At 60.0% G+C, this 17,597-nt stretch carries 15 protein-coding genes; 2 read left to right on the top strand and 13 right to left on the bottom strand.

Annotation, left to right across the window (positions count from 1 at the left end; all coding sequences use genetic code 11):
• Positions 1–339: 339 nt before the first annotated feature.
• From murC to ftsW, 3 genes are read right to left on the bottom strand one after another with little or no spacing between them, the layout of a single operon-like run.
• Positions 340–1,731: a UDP-N-acetylmuramate--L-alanine ligase gene (murC, locus tag FE702_RS01545; protein ID WP_147124814.1), complete on the bottom strand. Its 1,392-nt coding sequence runs from the start codon at positions 1,729–1,731 to the stop codon at positions 340–342.
• Between the two features lie 50 nt (positions 1,732–1,781).
• Positions 1,782–2,876, bottom strand: a complete 1,095-nt coding sequence (gene murG / locus FE702_RS01540) for an undecaprenyldiphospho-muramoylpentapeptide beta-N-acetylglucosaminyltransferase (protein ID WP_147124461.1) — start codon at positions 2,874–2,876, stop codon at positions 1,782–1,784.
• On the bottom strand, positions 2,873–4,039 hold the full coding sequence (ftsW, locus tag FE702_RS01535) for a putative lipid II flippase FtsW (protein WP_147124460.1): 1,167 nt from the start codon (positions 4,037–4,039) through the stop codon (positions 2,873–2,875). Before ftsW ends, murG begins: the two co-directional genes overlap by 4 nt.
• Before the next feature lie 110 nt (positions 4,040–4,149).
• Here ftsW and FE702_RS01530 point away from each other — a divergent pair, with 110 nt between their 5' ends.
• Together FE702_RS01530 and FE702_RS01525 are read left to right on the top strand one after the other, a co-directional pair.
• The gene (locus FE702_RS01530; RefSeq protein ID WP_147124459.1) at positions 4,150–4,758 is read left to right on the top strand and encodes a class I SAM-dependent methyltransferase; all 609 of its coding nucleotides are present in this window, start codon (positions 4,150–4,152) and stop codon (positions 4,756–4,758) included.
• Between the two features lie 40 nt (positions 4,759–4,798).
• Complete coding sequence (locus FE702_RS01525) at positions 4,799–5,968, top strand: BaiN/RdsA family NAD(P)/FAD-dependent oxidoreductase (protein ID WP_147124458.1); 1,170 nt, start codon at positions 4,799–4,801, stop codon at positions 5,966–5,968.
• 59 nt (positions 5,969–6,027) lie between these two features.
• On the opposite strand, the gene murD is transcribed toward FE702_RS01525, so the two are convergent.
• The 10 genes from murD to FE702_RS01475 form a co-directional block, all read right to left on the bottom strand.
• Complete coding sequence (gene murD, locus FE702_RS01520; protein WP_147124457.1) at positions 6,028–7,440, bottom strand: UDP-N-acetylmuramoyl-L-alanine--D-glutamate ligase; 1,413 nt, start codon at positions 7,438–7,440, stop codon at positions 6,028–6,030.
• A gap of 32 nt (positions 7,441–7,472) precedes the next feature.
• The gene (locus FE702_RS01515) at positions 7,473–8,126 is read right to left on the bottom strand and encodes an SDR family NAD(P)-dependent oxidoreductase (RefSeq protein ID WP_147124456.1); all 654 of its coding nucleotides are present in this window, start codon (positions 8,124–8,126) and stop codon (positions 7,473–7,475) included.
• Positions 8,126–9,208, bottom strand: a complete 1,083-nt coding sequence (gene mraY / locus FE702_RS01510) for a phospho-N-acetylmuramoyl-pentapeptide-transferase (RefSeq protein WP_147124455.1) — start codon at positions 9,206–9,208, stop codon at positions 8,126–8,128. Before mraY ends, FE702_RS01515 begins: the two co-directional genes overlap by 1 nt.
• Positions 9,209–9,255: 47 nt before the next feature.
• The gene (locus FE702_RS01505) at positions 9,256–10,680 is read right to left on the bottom strand and encodes a UDP-N-acetylmuramoyl-tripeptide--D-alanyl-D-alanine ligase (protein ID WP_147124454.1); all 1,425 of its coding nucleotides are present in this window, start codon (positions 10,678–10,680) and stop codon (positions 9,256–9,258) included.
• Positions 10,677–12,173, bottom strand: a complete 1,497-nt coding sequence (locus FE702_RS01500) for a UDP-N-acetylmuramoyl-L-alanyl-D-glutamate--2,6-diaminopimelate ligase (RefSeq protein ID WP_147124453.1) — start codon at positions 12,171–12,173, stop codon at positions 10,677–10,679. The genes FE702_RS01505 and FE702_RS01500 overlap by 4 nt, the downstream gene beginning before the upstream one ends.
• A gap of 9 nt (positions 12,174–12,182) precedes the next feature.
• Entirely contained in the window at positions 12,183–13,973 is a 1,791-nt protein-coding gene (locus FE702_RS01495; RefSeq protein ID WP_147124452.1) for a peptidoglycan D,D-transpeptidase FtsI family protein, read from the bottom strand.
• The gene (gene ftsL, locus FE702_RS01490; protein WP_147124451.1) at positions 13,970–14,323 is read right to left on the bottom strand and encodes a cell division protein FtsL; all 354 of its coding nucleotides are present in this window, start codon (positions 14,321–14,323) and stop codon (positions 13,970–13,972) included. Before ftsL ends, FE702_RS01495 begins: the two co-directional genes overlap by 4 nt.
• A complete protein-coding gene (rsmH, locus tag FE702_RS01485) occupies positions 14,320–15,306 on the bottom strand; it encodes a 16S rRNA (cytosine(1402)-N(4))-methyltransferase RsmH (RefSeq protein ID WP_147124450.1) in 987 nt (328 codons plus the stop codon). The genes ftsL and rsmH overlap by 4 nt, the downstream gene beginning before the upstream one ends.
• 3 nt (positions 15,307–15,309) lie before the next feature.
• Positions 15,310–15,777 carry a division/cell wall cluster transcriptional repressor MraZ gene (gene mraZ, locus FE702_RS01480; protein WP_255449549.1) on the bottom strand — a complete coding sequence of 156 codons (468 nt, stop codon included), beginning with the start codon at positions 15,775–15,777 and terminating at the stop codon, positions 15,310–15,312.
• A 718-nt stretch (positions 15,778–16,495) separates the two neighbouring features.
• Positions 16,496–17,584 (bottom strand): Mrp/NBP35 family ATP-binding protein, encoded by a 1,089-nt coding sequence (locus FE702_RS01475; protein ID WP_147124448.1) that lies wholly within the window; start codon positions 17,582–17,584, stop codon positions 16,496–16,498.
• Positions 17,585–17,597: the final 13 nt, after the last annotated feature.

The following is a 17,597-nucleotide window of genomic DNA, read 5'->3' as shown; positions in this document are numbered from 1 at the left end:
GCGCGCTCCGCGTCCCGGGCTTGACCCGGGACCTCGATGTCATGGTTGGTGCAGTTGTTCGGCGAGGCCCCGGATCAGGTCCGGGGCGTGGGGTGCGGATGGGCGAATGTTGCGAAATGGCGGGGTGAACCCCGCCCTACGGGCAGCGGTGCAGGGCGGGATTTATCCCGCCGAGCAACCGAGCGTGGCCCCGGATCAAATCCGGGGCTTGTGGTGTGGTTTGGCCAAGGTTGGGAGATGGCGGGGTGAACCCCGCCCTACGGGCAGCGGTGTAGGGCGGGAATTATCCCGCCGAGCAACCGAGCGAGGCCCCGGATCACGTCCGGGGCTGCGGTGGGTTCAACCCAACTCCTTCGGCAGTGCGTTCGCCCACGCGCTGATGGTCCCTGCCCCAAGACATACGACCATGTCGCCAGCGCGAGCCTGTTCTTTCACCAACCTCGTCAAATCCGCCAGATCATTGATCGCGCGGGCGTGGCGGTGGCCGTGGTTGATCAGGCCGGTGACCAGATCATCGCGCGACGCTCCGGGGATCGGGTCCTCACCTGCCGCAAAGATATCTGCGATGGCCACAACGTCGGCCTCGTTAAAACAGGTGCAGAAATCCTCAAAAAGCGAGGACAGCCGCGTGTAGCGATGGGGTTGGTGCACAGCGATGACGCGGCCTTCGGTCGCTTGGCGGGCGGCTTTCAAAACAGCGGCGATTTCGACCGGATGGTGTCCGTAGTCGTCGATGATCGTGACGCCATCCACTTCGGCAACTTTGGTAAAGCGACGGTTCACCCCCCCGAACGCAGCGAGCGCGTCGCGGATTTCATCCCCAGTCATGCCCAGATGGCGTGCCACGGCCACGGCTGCCAAAGCGTTCGAGACGTTGTGATCGCCCGGCATCGGCAACACACACCCTTCGATCACGAGGTCATCGGCCTGCAAAGCAATGTCAAAATGAGCTGACCCGCGTTCGTATCGAAGGTTTACCGCGCGGACATCCGCCTGAGCGTTGAAGCCAAAGGTGACCACGCGGCGGTCTGTGATCTTCCCGACCAGCGCCTGCACCTCTGGGTGGTCAGTGCAGCAAACTGCCAAGCCATAAAACGGAATGTTCGAGACGAAATCGAGGAAGCCTTTGCGCAGCGTGTCGAAGTCGCCCCAATGCTCCATATGTTCGGGGTCGATATTAGTGACGATGGCGATAGTGGCAGGCAAACGTGTGAAGGTGCCGTCGCTTTCATCGGCTTCGACCACCATCCATTCGCCGTCGCCAGTGCGGGCATTGGAATCGAAGGCATGGATGATGCCGCCATTCACGACGGTCGGATCAAAATCACCTGCATCCAAAAGCGTGGCGACCATTGTTGTGGTCGTCGTTTTGCCGTGCGTCCCCGCGACGGCGATGTTGGACTTGAGCCGCATCAGCTCGGCCAGCATCTCGGCGCGACGGACAACTGGAAGACCACGGCGGCGTGCTTCGTCCAGTTCGGGATTGCCGGGTTTGATCGCGCTGGAGATCACGACAACTTGCGCATTTTCCAGATTTTCGGCGCGTTGCCCTTCGAAAATCAGCGCCCCGTGATCGGCCAGACGTTTGGTGATCTTGGACGCTTTTAGATCCGACCCCTGCACGACATAGCCATGGTTCAGCAACACCTCGGCGATGCCGGACATGCCGATTCCTCCGATCCCCACGAAATGGATCGGTCCGACATCTCCGGGCAATTTGGTGGCGGCCATTTTGGCTTCTCCTGCAAAGTCACGCATTAACTTGGGTCCTGATAAACGGGTTACTGGGGAATGGCGAGTTGATCGACAAGGGCGACAAGGCGCTCGGTCGCGTCCGGTTTACCGGTAGACAACGCCGCCGCAGCCATTTGCGTGGCGGCTTTGGGATTTGTCATGATCGAGGTGATCTGTTCCGTCAGCGGGGCAACTTCAAAGGTGCTCTCTGGCATCAGGATGGCAGCGCCTGCATCGACAAGCCCGCGCGCGTTGGCTGTCTGTTCGTCGCGCACGGCGGCCGCGAGCGGCACAAGGATCGAAGGCCGTCCGATGACCGACAGATCAGCCACAGTCGAAGCCCCCGCCCGCGTAATCACTAGTTGCGCCTCGCTCATGCGCGCCGGGACATCGGTGAAGAATGTCTGCACATCCGCACGGACGCCGTGGTCTCCGTAATACGTCTCGACCCGGTCCACGTCTTCTTCCCGGGCCTGATGGCTGACGCGTAGATGGCGCAGGATATCATTTGGCAACGCCGCGATGGCGGGTGGCACGATATCCGACAAAATGCGCGCGCCCTGAGAGCCGCCCATCACGAGGATCTCCATAGGATAGTCGCCGGGCGGGATGTATCCGGCCCCTGCCCTGTCCAGAATGGCACCGCGCACCGGGTTGCCGGTATCGACACCTTCGACCCCATCCGGAAGTTCGGTCGGCCATGTTCCACAGGCAATGGCGTCGACACGTTTGGCAAAAAGCTCATTCACGCGTCCAAGGACACCGTTTTGTTCGTGGATGATGCGCGGGATTTTCAAAAGAGTGGCAGCCGCCATGGCTGGAATGGACGGATAGCCACCAAAACCAACAACGATCGCCGGACGATCAGCGCGCAATTTCGACAATGCGCTGATGACGCCGCCAGCGACCCGGAAAGGAACGCCAGCTTTGGCCACGACCCCGCCGCGCGCAAAGGTGGCTGAGGCCACAGTTTCGATTTTGACGGCAGATGGGAACGCGCCGGTGTAGCGTGCACCGCGTTCATCGGTGGACAAAGTGACCCGCCAACCGCGCTGCAACATGGCCTCGGCCAAGGCCTGCGCGGGAAACATATGACCCCCGGTGCCGCCGGCCGCGATGACAAGACGCGGCGCGTCGGTCATCGCGTGCGCCCTTTCAGGATGTCACCGATTTCGCCCTGTGGCCGCGTGCGCGTAAAGGCCAGCAGCATCCCGACGGCGATCCCCCCGGCGATCAGAGACGATCCCCCATAACTGACAAATGGCAATGTCATGCCCTTGGCTGGCAAAAGACGAACCGCAACACCCATGTTGATCATGGCCTGAACCCCAAACATCGCGGCAAGACCCGTTCCCGCAAGGCGGATAAACGGATCGCGTTCACGCATAAGGCGCATGAACGACCGAACAACCACGGTCGCATAGAGCGCGATAATGAAGAATACCAGCACCATCCCGTATTCCTCTGCGGCAACCGCGATGATGAAATCGGTATGGGCATCGGGCAAGGACCACTTGACCTGTCCTTCGCCCACTCCGGTGCCGAACAAACCGCCTTCGCGGATCGCGTTGGTGGCGTAACCGAGCTGCGTCGTCGGATCGACATCCGTGGCCAGAAACCCGTCGATGCGGCGGGCGAAGTGCTCTGATTGGCTATAGGCAACAGAGCCTGCAAGGATCACAAGCCCCGCCATGCACACCAGCAAGAGCATGGGTGCCCCCGCCACGAAATACATCACGCCCCAGCCGAATAGGACCAATGCAGCCTGACCAAAGTCAGGCTGCATGGCCAAAAGGAATGCGATGACCATGGCGACAGCAAAGGAATAGACGCGCCCGGGTGGTCCATTGATTTCCTGTGCGGAGGCCAAGAGCCATGCGGCAAAGACGATGAAGCCGGGCTTTAGGAATTCCGAGGGTTGGACAGATGCAAATCCGAGTGAATACCAACGCGTTGCCCCTTTGCCGAAATCGGTCCCGAAGATGGGCAAGAACAGCAAAGCGATGAAGGCGCAGAAAAACCCGATGACGGCCAGTCGGCGCACGACTGAGGGTGACATCATCGACGTGATGATCATCGCCACAAGGGCCAAACCGCCAAACACGCCTTGGCGCTGAACGTAGTGGAACGGCTCAAACCCATTCTTGGCTGCAAGTGGTGGTGAGGCTGCAAGTCCCAGAAGAATGCCCACGGCAAACAACATGAAGACGGCCGACATGGACCAGCTGTCCAATGTGCGCCACCAACGGGGGATGATCGGATCGGAGGATGCGACCGGAATCGCACCATGCACCATCTCTGTCATGGATCTACTGCCTACCTCATTAACCGCCCCTTTTCGGGGTCTGACACGCAGTATAGCCGGTTCGCGCCATGCAAGCTAGGCTAAGCTGTGACCATCGGCGAGGATCAGCGATGAACGATGATGCAGAGGCGATTGTTGGGATTTACCAACGTCACGCCACAGCCTTTCGACGCCTTCGCAAGCCTATCGGTAATGAGCGCAAATGGTTCATCAGGTTCACGGCATTGGTGCCGAAAGGCGGGACTGTTCTTGATCTGGGCTGCGGGTTTGGCGCTCCGGTTGCCGAAGCCTTGGTCATAGATGGGGCTACGGTTACAGGCGTCGACACTTCAGCATCGCTATTGGCCGAGGCGCGAAACCGCCTGCCTGATCAGACATGGATTGAGGCCGACATGCGCGGACTGGACTTGCAGCAACGCTTTGATGGGGTTCTGGCGTGGAACAGCTTTTTCCATCTCACGCCGCACGACCAACGCAATATGTTTTCCGTCTTTGCGCAGCATGCCCAGCCCGGCGCGCCGCTGATGTTCACGTCCGGGCCAGAAGCAAGCGAGCGCATCGGTGAATTCGAAGGAGAGCCCCTTTATCACGCCAGTCTTGATCCAACTGAATATCGAGATTTACTCAACGATGCTGGCTTTGATGTCGAGGCTTTTGTACCCGAGGACCCAGAGGCGCAGGGTCTGACAGTGTGGCTTGCCCTTAAGCGTCGCACGTGAGGCCCTTGCACGCACAGACGGAACGCGGCAGGGACGGCCCATGCATGTGGAATGTCTGATACTTGGAGCCGGCGCGGCTGGAATGATGTGTGCGGCACAACTGGGTGAGCGCGCGCTTGTGATAGATCACGCCAAAGCACCAGGTGAGAAAATCCGCATTTCCGGCGGCGGGCGCTGCAATTTCACCAATATGGAAGTGGAACCAGCCCGGTTCCTGTCCGCCAACCCGCATTTCGCAAAATCGGCGCTGGCCCGCTACACGCAATGGGATTTCATCGACCTCGTGGCGCGGCACGGCATCGCCTATCATGAGAAGACCTTGGGGCAGCTTTTCTGCGATGATACTGCCAAGGATATCATCGCAATGCTCCGCGCCGAGATGGGGGCTGCGCAGCTTTGGTTGCAGACGTCGCTCATCGACTTGCGCCATGACGGCAAGTTTGTGGCTGAGTTGGAAAAGGATGGACAGCGTCACAGCGTGACGGCCAAAAACGTCGTGGTGGCGTGCGGCGGCAAGTCGATCCCCAAGATGGGCGCAACAGGTCGGGCCTATGACATTGCGGCCCAATTTGGATTGCCCGTTACCGAAACGCGCCCCGCGCTTGTGCCATTCACCTTTCCTGAAAAACGATTTGCACCGATTTCGGGCGTGGCCGCGCCCGCCCGGATTTCAAACGCGCGCGCAGGATTTGACGAAGCTATGCTGTTCACCCATCGCGGGCTGTCCGGTCCCGCGATCCTGCAAATCTCAAGCTATTGGCGGGAGGGGGAAGAAATCATCGTCGACCTGCTCCCGGACACGCCGCTGGCAGATCATCTGAAAGCGGCGCGCAAAGAGACCGGCAAACGGCAGATCACCACAGAGCTTGCACGGCACCTGCCCGCGCGGCTGGTCGAGCATCTCACGCCCGAAATGGACTGGGCCGGAACGCTTGGGGCACTTTCCGACGCACGCATTGAAGAGATTTGCAACGCCTTGCGATCATGGCGGCTGCGTCCCGGAGGCAGCGAGGGCTACCGCACGGCAGAGGTCACTCTGGGCGGTGTGGATACCCAAGCCCTGTCGTCGAAGACCATGCAGGCCAAAAACATCCAAGGTCTGTTTTTTATTGGTGAGGCCGTCGACGTGACGGGATGGTTGGGCGGCTATAATTTCCAGTGGGCGTGGTCGTCAGGATGGGCCGCCGGACAGGCGATAGCGGCAAGCTGATTGGGGGCTTTGCCCCCGGCCTGCGGCCTCCCCCAAAGGTTATTGTGGAAAGATGAAGGTTAGCTGTCGTCCTGATGGGTGAGTTTTTCCACCTGATCGGCAAAGTCGTTCCCGCGCGCCTCAAAACTGTCGTATTGGTCAAAGCTCGCAGCCGCTGGTGCCAGCAACACTGTATCGCCAGCCTCGGCATCGTCAGCAGCGCGCGAAACAGCTTCGGCCATTGTTGTGCAGATGGCCGCGTCGATACCGCCCAGCCCAAGGGCGAAGGCTTCTGCCTCGCGCCCGATGACATAGGCTTTGCGGACTGAGCCTAGGTGAGCATGGAGACCATCAAGGCCGCCTTCCTTTTGCAGCCCACCGCAAATCCAGCGGATGTTCTGGAATGCCTCAAGCGCTTTGGCGGCGCTGTCGACATTCGTAGCCTTGCTGTCGTTGACGTAGGTAACGCCACCAACCTCGGCGATGAGTTGGGATCGGTGCGGCAGCCCACCAAAACTGTGAAAGGCGGCCTCAATCACGCGTGGTGCGATCCCGATGGAACGCGTGGCAGCATAGGCGGCGCAGGCATTTTGATGATTATGCGCACCGGGCAGGCCGGAAACCCCACGCAAGTCGATCGAGGCCACTTGGCGACCTTTGCGCGTTTCCGACAAGAAGCCTTTCTTGACGAAGACGGACCAGCCCGGCCCGTCGAGTTTTTGACCCGAAGAAATGCGGATGACACGGTCATCTGCTGGTCCCTCAGACAATTGCATCGCAAGGTAGCGGCCTTCGTTTTCATCTACGCCAACCACCGCGCGGTCCGGTCCACCTTCTGCGAAGAGCCGGCGCTTGGCCGCAAAATAGCCGCCCATGCCAGCATGTCGGTCCAGGTGGTCCGGCGACAGGTTGGTGAACACCGCAATGTCGGGGGTCAATGCCCGCGCGAGATCTGTCTGATACGAGCTGAGTTCCAGAACGACGACGTCCCCATCGGCAGCCGGATCAAGATCAAGCACCCCGCGCCCGATATTGCCCGCAAGCTGAGCGGGACGGTTGGCCTGCTCCAGAACGTGATGGATCAAAGCGGAGGTTGTCGATTTCCCATTGGAGCCTGTGACGGCAATGACCTTTGGCGTTTGATCGTAGTTTTCCCACGCACGCGTTGCGTAGGAGCGAAAGAACAGGCCAATATCGTTGTCCACGGGGACTCCCGCTGCCATGGCCGCTGCAATGACGGGATGTGGCTGGGGATACAGATGCGGAATGCCGGGTGAGATAATCAGGGCTGATGCAGAGCCGAGAGCGTCTCCCTTCAGCGGGTCTTGAACCTGAAATCCTTCATCTGCGGCGCGGCTGCGCCCTGCCTCGCCATCGTCCCAGCAGATGGGACGCGCCCCACCGGCCTCCAGCGCGCGCGCTGCCGTCAGACCGGTGCGCCCCATGCCAAGCACGAATACGGTTTTATCTGCGTAACCTTGGACAGGGATCATTGCTGCGGGCTCTTGCTCTGGGACGGTTCAGGCTACCAGTTAATCGGCTTTTGGTCGCGAAAGAAGCCCCCAGTCGGGCCGCTGTCGTCCAACGTGGCAAGCCACAGCGCGGTGTCTGCACCTTCCTGAGGTGTGCGCGGCGCGGACTGGCCACCCATGCGGGTGTGGACCCAGCCGGGGCACATCGCGTTGACCTTGACCGCCGAGGGCAACTCGCGTGCAGCTAGAACTGTCAGACCGTTCAAAGCCGCCTTGGCCATGCCATAGGCACCGCCGCCGCCGAGACCTTCGGAAAAGCTGCCCCAACCGCTGGAAACATTGACGATCCGGCCATAGCCGCGCGCCGCCATCGCCGGCCCGATCTGACGGATCAGATCATATGGCCCATCGACCATCACGGACATCGACAAACGATATCCGTCGGGATCTGCGAGCAAAGGGCGATCAAACAGGACGCCTGCGTTGTTGATCAAGATATCAAAGCCGGTGTCTGGAAGATGCCGCGCCTCTGGCTCGGCGAGGTCCAGCGGCATCGTCTTGTGTGGACTGTCGACGGCGCCCGGCTCCCGTACGCCGATTGTGACGTCGACGCCTTTCGCGGCAAGACCGTCTGCAATGGCCGCGCCTATCCCGCGGTTTCCGCCGGTGACCAACGCCCGCCGGACTTCATTGCGCGCCAAAGCCATTACCGGACCTTCAGCGTCGCAAGCCCGATCATCGCGAGGATCAGCGAGACAATCCAGAAGCGGATCACGATCTGAGGCTCGGCCCAGCCTTTCTTTTCGTAGTGGTGGTGGATGGGGGCCATCAGGAACACGCGCTTGCCGGTGCGCTTGAAATAGGCGACCTGAATAATGACGCTCAGCGCTTCGACAACAAACACACCGCCAACGATGGCCAGCACGATTTCGTGCTTGGTCGCGACGGCAATCGCACCCAACGCACCTCCCAGGGCAAGGGAGCCGGTGTCACCCATAAAGACTGCAGCCGGGGGCGCATTGTACCACAGGAAACCAAGCCCCCCACCGATCAGCCCCATCGAAAAGATCAGGATTTCTCCCGTTCCCGGCACGTAGTGCACATCAAGGTAGTCCGTGAAATCGACGCGGCCGACCGCATAGGCGATGACCCCCAAGGTACCCGCAGCGATCATGACCGGCATGATGGCCAGACCATCAAGACCATCGGTCAGGTTCACAGCGTTGGCCGAGCCCACAATTACGATCAGCGCGAATGGGATGAAAAGGATGCCCAGATTGATCAGCGTGTCTTTGAAAACAGGCAGAGCCAGCTGGTTTTGCAGGCTTTCTGGGTGCAGGTAATAGGCTGCAAGCCCCGCGATCGTGGCGATGATGAACCCAAGCCCAAGCCGAAGCTTTCCGGGCACGCCCGCAGTGTTCTGTTTTGAGACCTTGGCATAGTCATCGGCAAATCCGATGGCTCCGAAAGCAACTGTCACGAACAAGACCATCCAGACAAAGCCGTTGTCGAGCCGTGCCCAAAGCAAGGTCGACACGATCAAAGCCCCAAGGATCAAAGCGCCGCCCATGGTCGGGGTGCCTGCCTTTGAAAAATGACCTTCGGGTCCATCTTCGCGGATCGGCTGTCCCTTACCCTGTTTCTTGCGCAACAGGTTGATCAGCGGGCGACCGAATAGAAACCCAAAGACCAGCGCGGTGATAAAGGCCCCGCCCGCCCGGAAGGTGATGTAGCGGAACAGGTTGAAAAAATCGCCACCGTCCGACAGGAGGGTCAACCAATAAAGCATTGCTCTGGTCCCTTGATACTGTGGGCCAACACGCAGTTGGCCCCTACTTATTGAGCGGGCGGATGCCCGAGTTTGCGTATTGCGTCAACCACGCGGGCAACCTGAGACCCTTTCGAGCCTTTGATCAGCACCACATCGCCCGCGTCGATCAAGCGGTGGGCTTCAGATGCGGCCGCGTCTGCGGTTTCAAACCAATGCCCGCGCATATGCTGTGCAAGAGCTTCGTAGAGCGCGTGCATTCTGGGCCCGACGCAATGGATTTTGTCGAACTTCGCGAGGTTCGTGTCGGCGGCCAGAGCTGCGTGTTTGTCCAATTCGTCGGCCCCAAGCTCAAGCATGTCCCCAAGGATGGCCACCCGCCGTCCCTTTTGCACACGACCGATATTGTGGACAGGTTCAGCCGAAGCCAACACCTCAAATGCTGCAGCCATGGAGGTCGGGTTGGCATTGAAGGCATCATCAATCAGATCAATCGACGCTTCGACCTCGACTTCATCCAGAATAATCCGTTCACGCGTGCCACGCCCAGCGGGCGGGCGCCAAAGAGGCATGTCGACCACCGCGCGGCCAAGATCGCCACCCAGCGCCTGAACAGCAGCCAGAACGCCCAACCCGTTCATGCCAAAGTGTCGCCCTGCCGAGTTGATCTTGAGCAGGAACGCATCGTCACCTGACGTGGCTTCTACCAGTGTCGTATCGCCGGACAGTGTCAGCGTTGTGAGAGTGACGGCGTCGCCTGCCGCGCCAAATCCACGGCATTCCGCGCCGTTTTCTGCCGAGATTTCAAAGAGACGGTCAGCACAGGTCGTGTCGGCGTTCAAAATGGCTATGCCGCCCGGTTCCAGCCCCTCTGTAATGGATGCCTTTTCACGCGCGATGCCGGAAATATCGTCAAAGGCCTCAAGATGAGCCGGAGCAATGGCAGTGATCATCGCAACGTGCGGACGCACCATCCGCGCCAATGGGGCGATTTCGCCCGGATTGCTCATGCCAATCTCGAACACACCGAATTCGGTGTCGACGGGCATGCGTGCAAGAGTAAGCGGCACGCCCCAGTGGTTATTATAGCTTGCCTCCGCAACGTGCGTTCGTCCTTGGCGGCTGAGGACCGTGTGCAGCATTTCCTTGGTTGATGTTTTACCGACTGAGCCAGTCACAGCGACAATGCGCGCACGTGTTCGCGCGCGGGACGCCCGACCCAGAGCCTCAAGCCCTGCAAGGACATCTGGCACAATCAAAAGCGGCGCGTCTTCTGGAACGCCGTCCGGAACACGCGACACCAGAGCGGCCCCCGCTCCATTTTCGAGGGCTTGCGCGACGAAATCATGACCGTCGCGCGCGGCCTTGAGCGCCACAAAAAGATCGCCGGGCTGCAAAGTGCGCGTGTCGATGCTGACACCGTTGACCACCCAGTCCGAAGTCGCGCGCCCGCCCGTCGCCTCAACCGCCTCTGCCGAAGTCCATAAGGTCATCCGAGTTTTCCGTCCAATGCAGCCACCGCAATCGAGGCTTGTTCCACATCATCAAAGGGCAGCACCTGATCGCCGACAATTTGCCCCGTTTCATGGCCTTTGCCCGCAATCAGCAAGGTATCGCCCGGGCCAAGCGCATCGACGGCACGCAGGATGGCCTCGGCCCGGTCGCCGACTTCGGTCGCTTCTGGCGCGCCTTCCATGACCGCCGTGCGAATGCGGGCGGGGTCTTCGCTGCGGGGGTTATCATCGGTGACATAGACAACATCCGCATATTGCGCCGCCGCTTGCCCCATCAGCGGGCGTTTACCCGGGTCACGGTCGCCGCCTGCCCCGACGATCACGATCAACCGTCCCATCACATGCGGGCGCATAGCCTGAAGGGCGGTCGCAACGGCGTCGGGCGTATGGGCATAGTCAACAAAGACGGCCGCGCCGTTGTCGCGTGTCGCCGCGAGTTCCATGCGGCCGCGTACGGTCTGCAACTCGGCCAAGGCACGGAAGGTCTGCGCGGGATCTGCGCCGCAGGCGATGACCAGACCGGCGGAAATCAGGACATTCTCGGCTTGAAACCCACCCAGCAAATCCAGCCGCACCTGAGTTGTTTCACCGTCATACCGGATACGAATATCCTGTCCGGTCGCATCGTAACGCTGGGCTTCAAGGCGCAAGAGCGCATCCTCGTGCTGTCCAACGCTCAGGACCGATTGTCCGCGACCACGTGCGAGATTTGCCATGTCCTGACCGCGCGGGTCGTCGATGTTGATTACCGCGATACCATCAGGCGGCAGCACCCGTTCAAACAGGGCCGCCTTGGCGGCGAAATACGCCTCGAACGTTTCGTGATAATCCAGATGATCCTGCGTGAAGTTGGTGAACCCCGCCGCCCGCAGGTTGACCCCGTCCAATCGACGTTGATCAAGCCCATGGGACGATGCCTCCATCGCGGCATGCGTCACACCATGCGCGGCCGCCCCGGCAAGAGCACGGTGAAGCGTAATCGGTTCCGGCGTCGTATGTCCCAAGGGCGCCGTCCATGCGCCTTCGACGCCTGTGGTCCCAAGGTTGACTGCTGGCAGGCCAAGCGCCGTCCAAATCTGACGCGTGAAGCTCGCAACCGAGGTTTTGCCGTTGGTGCCTGTAACGGCCACCATATTCGCAGGCTGCGCCCCAAACCAGAGCGCCGCGGCAGCGGCCAGCGCGCCGCGCGGGTCGCTTGTGACAACCAGCGCCACATCCGATCCGTCCAATTCATCTGCGGCCAAGGCAGCGCCTGTCGCATCCGTCAAAATGGCGGCCGCGTCCTGACGCAACGCGTATTGAATGAACTCGCCGCCATGAATGTTCGAGCCTGGCAAGCCGGCAAACAGAAAGCCGGGCTTCACCTCACGGCTGTCGACTGCCAGCCCCGCAATCAGGGGATTCTTTCCATCTTTGGCCGCTAAGCCCAGATCAGACAGGAGTTTTTGGTCTTTTGCGGCCTGCTCTGCCACGGCTGCCCCCTAGTTGCTTGAGGCCAGCGTTACACTTTCCAGCACACCGGGTTCAACTTCTGGCCGCAAGCCAAGCAAAGGCGCGACCCGCTGAATCAACTCGGCCGCGACGGGCACAGCGGTCCAGCCAGCGGTCCGGCGCGGCTTGGTGCCCGATGTTTCAATCGGTTCATCCAGCGTTACGACCAGCACGTATTTCGGGTCATGCGTCGGGAACACCGTGGCAAAGGTCGTGATGGTCCGATCCTTGTAGTAGCCACCTTGCGGACGCGGTTTGTCGGCTGTGCCGGTCTTGCCACCCACGGCATAGCCCTGCACATCCCCAAAGCTTGCGGTGCCCTGAGTGACCACCTTACGCAGCATCGTTCGCGCCGCCGCCGACACCTCTGGTCTGACGATCCGTTCGCCTTGGATGCGGGTCTTTTGCTTCAAGAGCGTCGGGTTGACCCGCGTTCCACCGTTCAACAAGGACGCGTAGCCGGCCGCAAGGTGAAGCGGCGACGTGGAGATGCCGTGGCCGTAGGAAATCGTCATCGCCGACAACTCGGACCAATTCGGCGGCAAGAGCGGTTTGCCGGTTGGGGCTTCGACCATTTCAATGCTGGTCGGCTCCAGAAAGCCAAGCGCGCCGAGGAACTCTTTCTGACGTTTGATCCCGATATCGAGCGCGATCCGAGCGGTACCGACATTTGACGATTTTTCGATGACTTTGGATGCTGTCAATGTCGGGCCATAGTTCTTGTTCTGGAATTCACCGATCTCGAACTTGCCCCATTTTAGCGGACGCGACGTATTGATCGGGGTCTCCGGGTTCAAAAGCCCAAGCTCCATCCCCTGCGCCACCGTGAAGATCTTGAACGCGGACCCAAGCTCGTACACCCCCTGCACCGCACGATTGAACAATGGGCTGTCGGCTTGATCGCCCTCGGTCAAAGGACGGGGGCGATTGTTGGGGTCAAAGTCAGGAACAGACGCCAGCGAAACAACTTCGCCCGTATGCGCATCCATGAGCACGGCAGCCGCACCCTTGGCATTCAAAAGCCGCATGCCGCCGTAAAGCACACGTTCGACGGCGGCCTGTACGCTTAGGTCAATCGACAGCTCAAGAGGCGCACCGCCATGCGCGGGATCACGCAGATAGTCGTCAAAAAACTTTTCCACACCCGCCACGCCGAGGATTTCCGCCGTCGCAACGTCTTCGCGGCCAAACTGAACACCCCCCAGTATATGGGCAGCGAGAGGACCGTTGGGATAAAGCCGCATCTCACGCGGACCGAACAGGACACCGGGGTCCCCAATGTCATGCACGGCTTGCTGTTGTTCCGGACTGATCCGCCGCTTAATCCAGAGAAATTTGCGTTTGCCGCTGAAATCCTTGAGCAATTCGGCCTCATCGAGGTCCGGGAAAATCGCCGCAAGCTGTTTGGCTGTACCTTCCCTGTCGATCAGGTCCTGCGGATGTACATAAAGCGAGTGTGTGTCAAAATTCGTTGCCAGAACACGCCCGTTTCGGTCGACGATATCCGCCCGTTGCGCCGTGATCGTGGTCGACGATGCGATTGTGCGCGGCTCTTGCGGCTCTGACACCGCCAAAAGGCTCATCCGAGCGCCGATCAGGACAAACCCACAAATAAACAGCGCGCCAAGCACCAAAAGACGGCCTTCGGCCATTTGTCGCGCCTTGTCGCGCATGACCTCGTGCCGTTGGCGAATGTTCTCGCGTTCGATCAGATCGGGGTTTTCGCCCGCCGCCCGAGCGCCAATGATGCGGGCCAAAGGACGAAGGGGCACACGGGTCATGGCCGATCCTCTTCTTCAAGGCTGCGATCCATGACTTCGACCGCATCGGTGATCATCAGATCGGCTGTCGGAAATGCCACCTGGTCAATCGATCCAAATTGATCCGGGGCCAGGGGCAGCAAGCCGAGCTTGTCAAAATTCAGTTCCGCGAGATCGCGCAGACGATCCGGACGGTTCAGATAGGCCCACTCAGCCTTGAGCACGCCCAGACGCGACCGCGCGGATGCGATGTCACGGTGCAGCTTTTCAACCTTGGCGATGGAAGCCTGCGTTGCGTAATTCTCGGAGTAGGCCCAGGTCGCCAAGGCGATGACCACAATCGCGGCAAAGGACAAAAGCAGCGTCTTCATTTGCGGGACCTCCGTTGAGGGGGCAACATCGGCATTCCGGTCTCACGCGGATCGATCGCCGGAGACTGCACTGACGTCCGCCGGGCGATCCGCAGCTTGGCAGAACGAGCGCGCGTGTTTGCAACCATTTCCTCGGCTGACGGGGCAACTGCCTTGCGCGTGACGATATCGAATGGGGCCGTGTCGACCTCTTCGGTCTTGGCGTATTTGTTGGTGCGTGTCGGCTTCGCTCCGCGCAGTTGCAGGAACCGTTTGACCATGCGGTCCTCGACAGAGTGGAACGTCACCACAGCCAAAAGACCGCCCGGCTTCAAAGCGCGCTCCGCCGCCATAAGCCCCTGAAACAGCTGGTCATATTCCGAGTTCACGGCAATTCGCAGCGCCTGAAAACTCCGCGTCGCGGGATGCGAGCCGCCCGGTTTCTTGCGCGGCAGGCAGCCTTCGATCAGGTCAGCAAGCTGCAAGGTTGTCGTGATTGGTGCCAAATCACGTGCGGCCACAATCGTGCGCGCAATGCGGCGCGCCGCGCGTTCTTCGCCATAGTGAAAAAGAATATCGGCAAGCTCGGCCTCGGTCGCGTCAGCGACAATATCGGCCGCAGACCGCCCCGCTTGGCTCATTCGCATGTCCAGAGGACCGTCGCGCATAAACGAAAAACCGCGCTCTGCCTGATCCAGCTGCATCGACGAGACACCGAGATCGAGAACGACGCCATCAAGATCGGCGCCGTGTTGGTCCATATCCGAGAACGTCCCTTCCACAAGCTTGAGACGTTCGCCATAGCCCTTGGCCCACTCAGCCGCCATCGCGAACACCGCGGGATCACGGTCCACCGCGATCACCTGCGCGGCTCCGGCATCCAAAAGACCACGGGTGTAGCCACCTGCGCCGAACGTGCCATCCAGCCAGATACCCCGAATGGGCGCGCAATGGGTCAGGATCGGATCAAGCAGAACGGGAATGTGGGGTGCGGCAGCAGACATTCCTTAATTCTCCGGAGCGCCATCCAAGTACGACAGCGGATCAAAATCGTCGGGCAACTCGTCCAGCCATGCTTCGGTCTTGGACAGCTCTTCCTCTTCGTAAGTCTCGGGCTTCCAAATCTGGAACGTGTCACCTGCTGCGATAAAGAATGCTTCTTTCTCCAGCCCGATTTTTTCACGCAGCTTTGCGGGAAGCACGAGACGCCCGGTTTCATCGACATTGGTCGGAAAGGATTGGCCGTGGAAAAGGCGCTGCAGCATTTTGCGCTGCACCGAGCCGCGCGGCAGCGCGTCGATCTTGTCGTCCACCTCGTTGATGGCGTCGATCGTGTAGCATTCAAGGTAATTGCGGCGGTGATCGCCATAGACGATGACCAGCTCGGGGTTCAGCCCGTCGGTCCAGGCGGGGTCCGATTGTTCAAGCACACGGCGAAACGAGGCCGGGATAGACACCCTGCCTTTCGTATCCACCTTGTGGTGGCTTTCGCCTCTGAACCTGCGGGCCACGCGGTCCTCTCACTGTCCTGCCCCGCTTGTTCGGGGTCTTGAAATGGAAACGGCGGATTGAACTGCTGCCACTGTTCAATCCGCCGCCCTCGTCCCGTCACCGGGATGTCCAGCTGCGCGCGCCACCTGGGGGGATGTCTGCTCGCCCGCGCGCCGGATCTCATGTTCACGAAGTTGGGGGTGCCTGTATGAAACCTGCAATTTTCGGTCCGCGTGAGGTCTTGTCGCCTCTATTCGCCCTGCCCTTCGATGCATTTAGGGATGCCATGGGAGATCATGGGAAGCAAGGGATTTTATGGGAAAGCGCGGGTCCATGCGGGAGCCCATGCGGCAGGCTTGCAACACAAATGGTCGCATCAAGCACCCAAATCGCAACAAATGGTAAAATAGAGAAAGATTATCACAACATATAGTGGCGGCAAACTGGCCTATCTCTGCCCCATAAATTCCCAGATTTTTTCGCCAAAGCCGGTGTAACAGCGACTTTCTCTGATGCCGACCCTAAAAAACAGCAAGAGTCCTGCCGAATCCGACACGCGATTCCCTGGGCCCACGGCGGCATGCCGGTTTGGCCCATGAATTCCCACAGGTGCCATGATTTCCCATGAAAGTCGGATGAGACAAGCGGAAGGTCTTTGTCCTCACCCGCTCAAGAGAGCGCGAAACACCAAATGCGCCGCTCTTAGGCTTTGCCCAACGCCACGAGGTTTGCCGCCAAGTCACGATACGCACGCGCCATCGGACCGTCACCCCCTGCAACAGGTGTGCCACCGTCGCCAGCAAGCCGCGTCTCTAGATCAATCGGCAATGCCCCAAGAAACGGAAGCCCCAGCGCCTGCGCCTCTGTTTCGACACCACCGCGCCCAAAGATATCATGCGTTGACCCGCAATCCGGACAGGTGAACATCGACATGTTCTCGATCAGGCCAGTCACAGGCGTGTTCAATGTCTTGAACATGTCCAGCGCCTTGCGCGTGTCTATCAATGCCACGTCCTGCGGTGTCGACACGATGATCGCGCCATCCACCTTGTAGCGCTGGCACAAGGTCAGCTGCACATCTCCGGTTCCGGGTGGCAGGTCGATCAACAACACATCAAGCGCACCCCATTCCACCTGCCCCAGCATTTGCTGCAAGGCGCCCATCAACATCGGGCCCCGCCACACGACGGCTTTGTCAGGATCAACCATCAAACCGATCGACATCATCGTGACGCCATGTGCCTGAAGGGGAATGATGGTTTTTCCATCCGGGCTGCCGGGCCGTTTCGATACACCCATCATGCGCGGCTGCGACGGTCCGTAGATGTCAGCGTCGAGCAGTCCTACGCGCCGCCCCTCTTTGGCCAGCGCCACAGCGAGGTTCGAGGATACGGTCGATTTCCCAACCCCGCCTTTGCCCGATCCAATTGCAAGAATCCGATCAACGCCCGGCACACCCGCCGGTCCTGCCTGTGTCTGTGGCGTCGGATGACGTCCAATCTTCAGGTTCGGCGGCGGCGCAGATGCTGCCTTTGCTGCGGCAGGCCCATGCGCCGTAAGAATGACTGAGGCTTTGTCGACGCCTGGCAGAGCCAAGACCATCTTTTCAGCCGCATCGCGGATGGCATTCATCTTTGCCGCAATCTCTGGCGTCGGCGCTTCGATGACAAAGCGAACTATTCCCTCGTCCACCGTCAGAGCGCGCACCATGTCCCGCGATACAAGCGTACCTCCATCAGGCAAAGCCAATGTATCAAGAACAGACAAGACGCTTTCACGGGATGCAGACATGCCAATCTCCTTC

The organism is Shimia ponticola (assembly GCF_007995215.1).
Lineage (GTDB): Bacteria > Pseudomonadota > Alphaproteobacteria > Rhodobacterales > Rhodobacteraceae > Shimia_B > Shimia_B ponticola.
The sequence above is the reverse complement of the archived record's forward strand: the minus strand, read 5'-3'. Positions and strand labels throughout refer to the sequence as shown.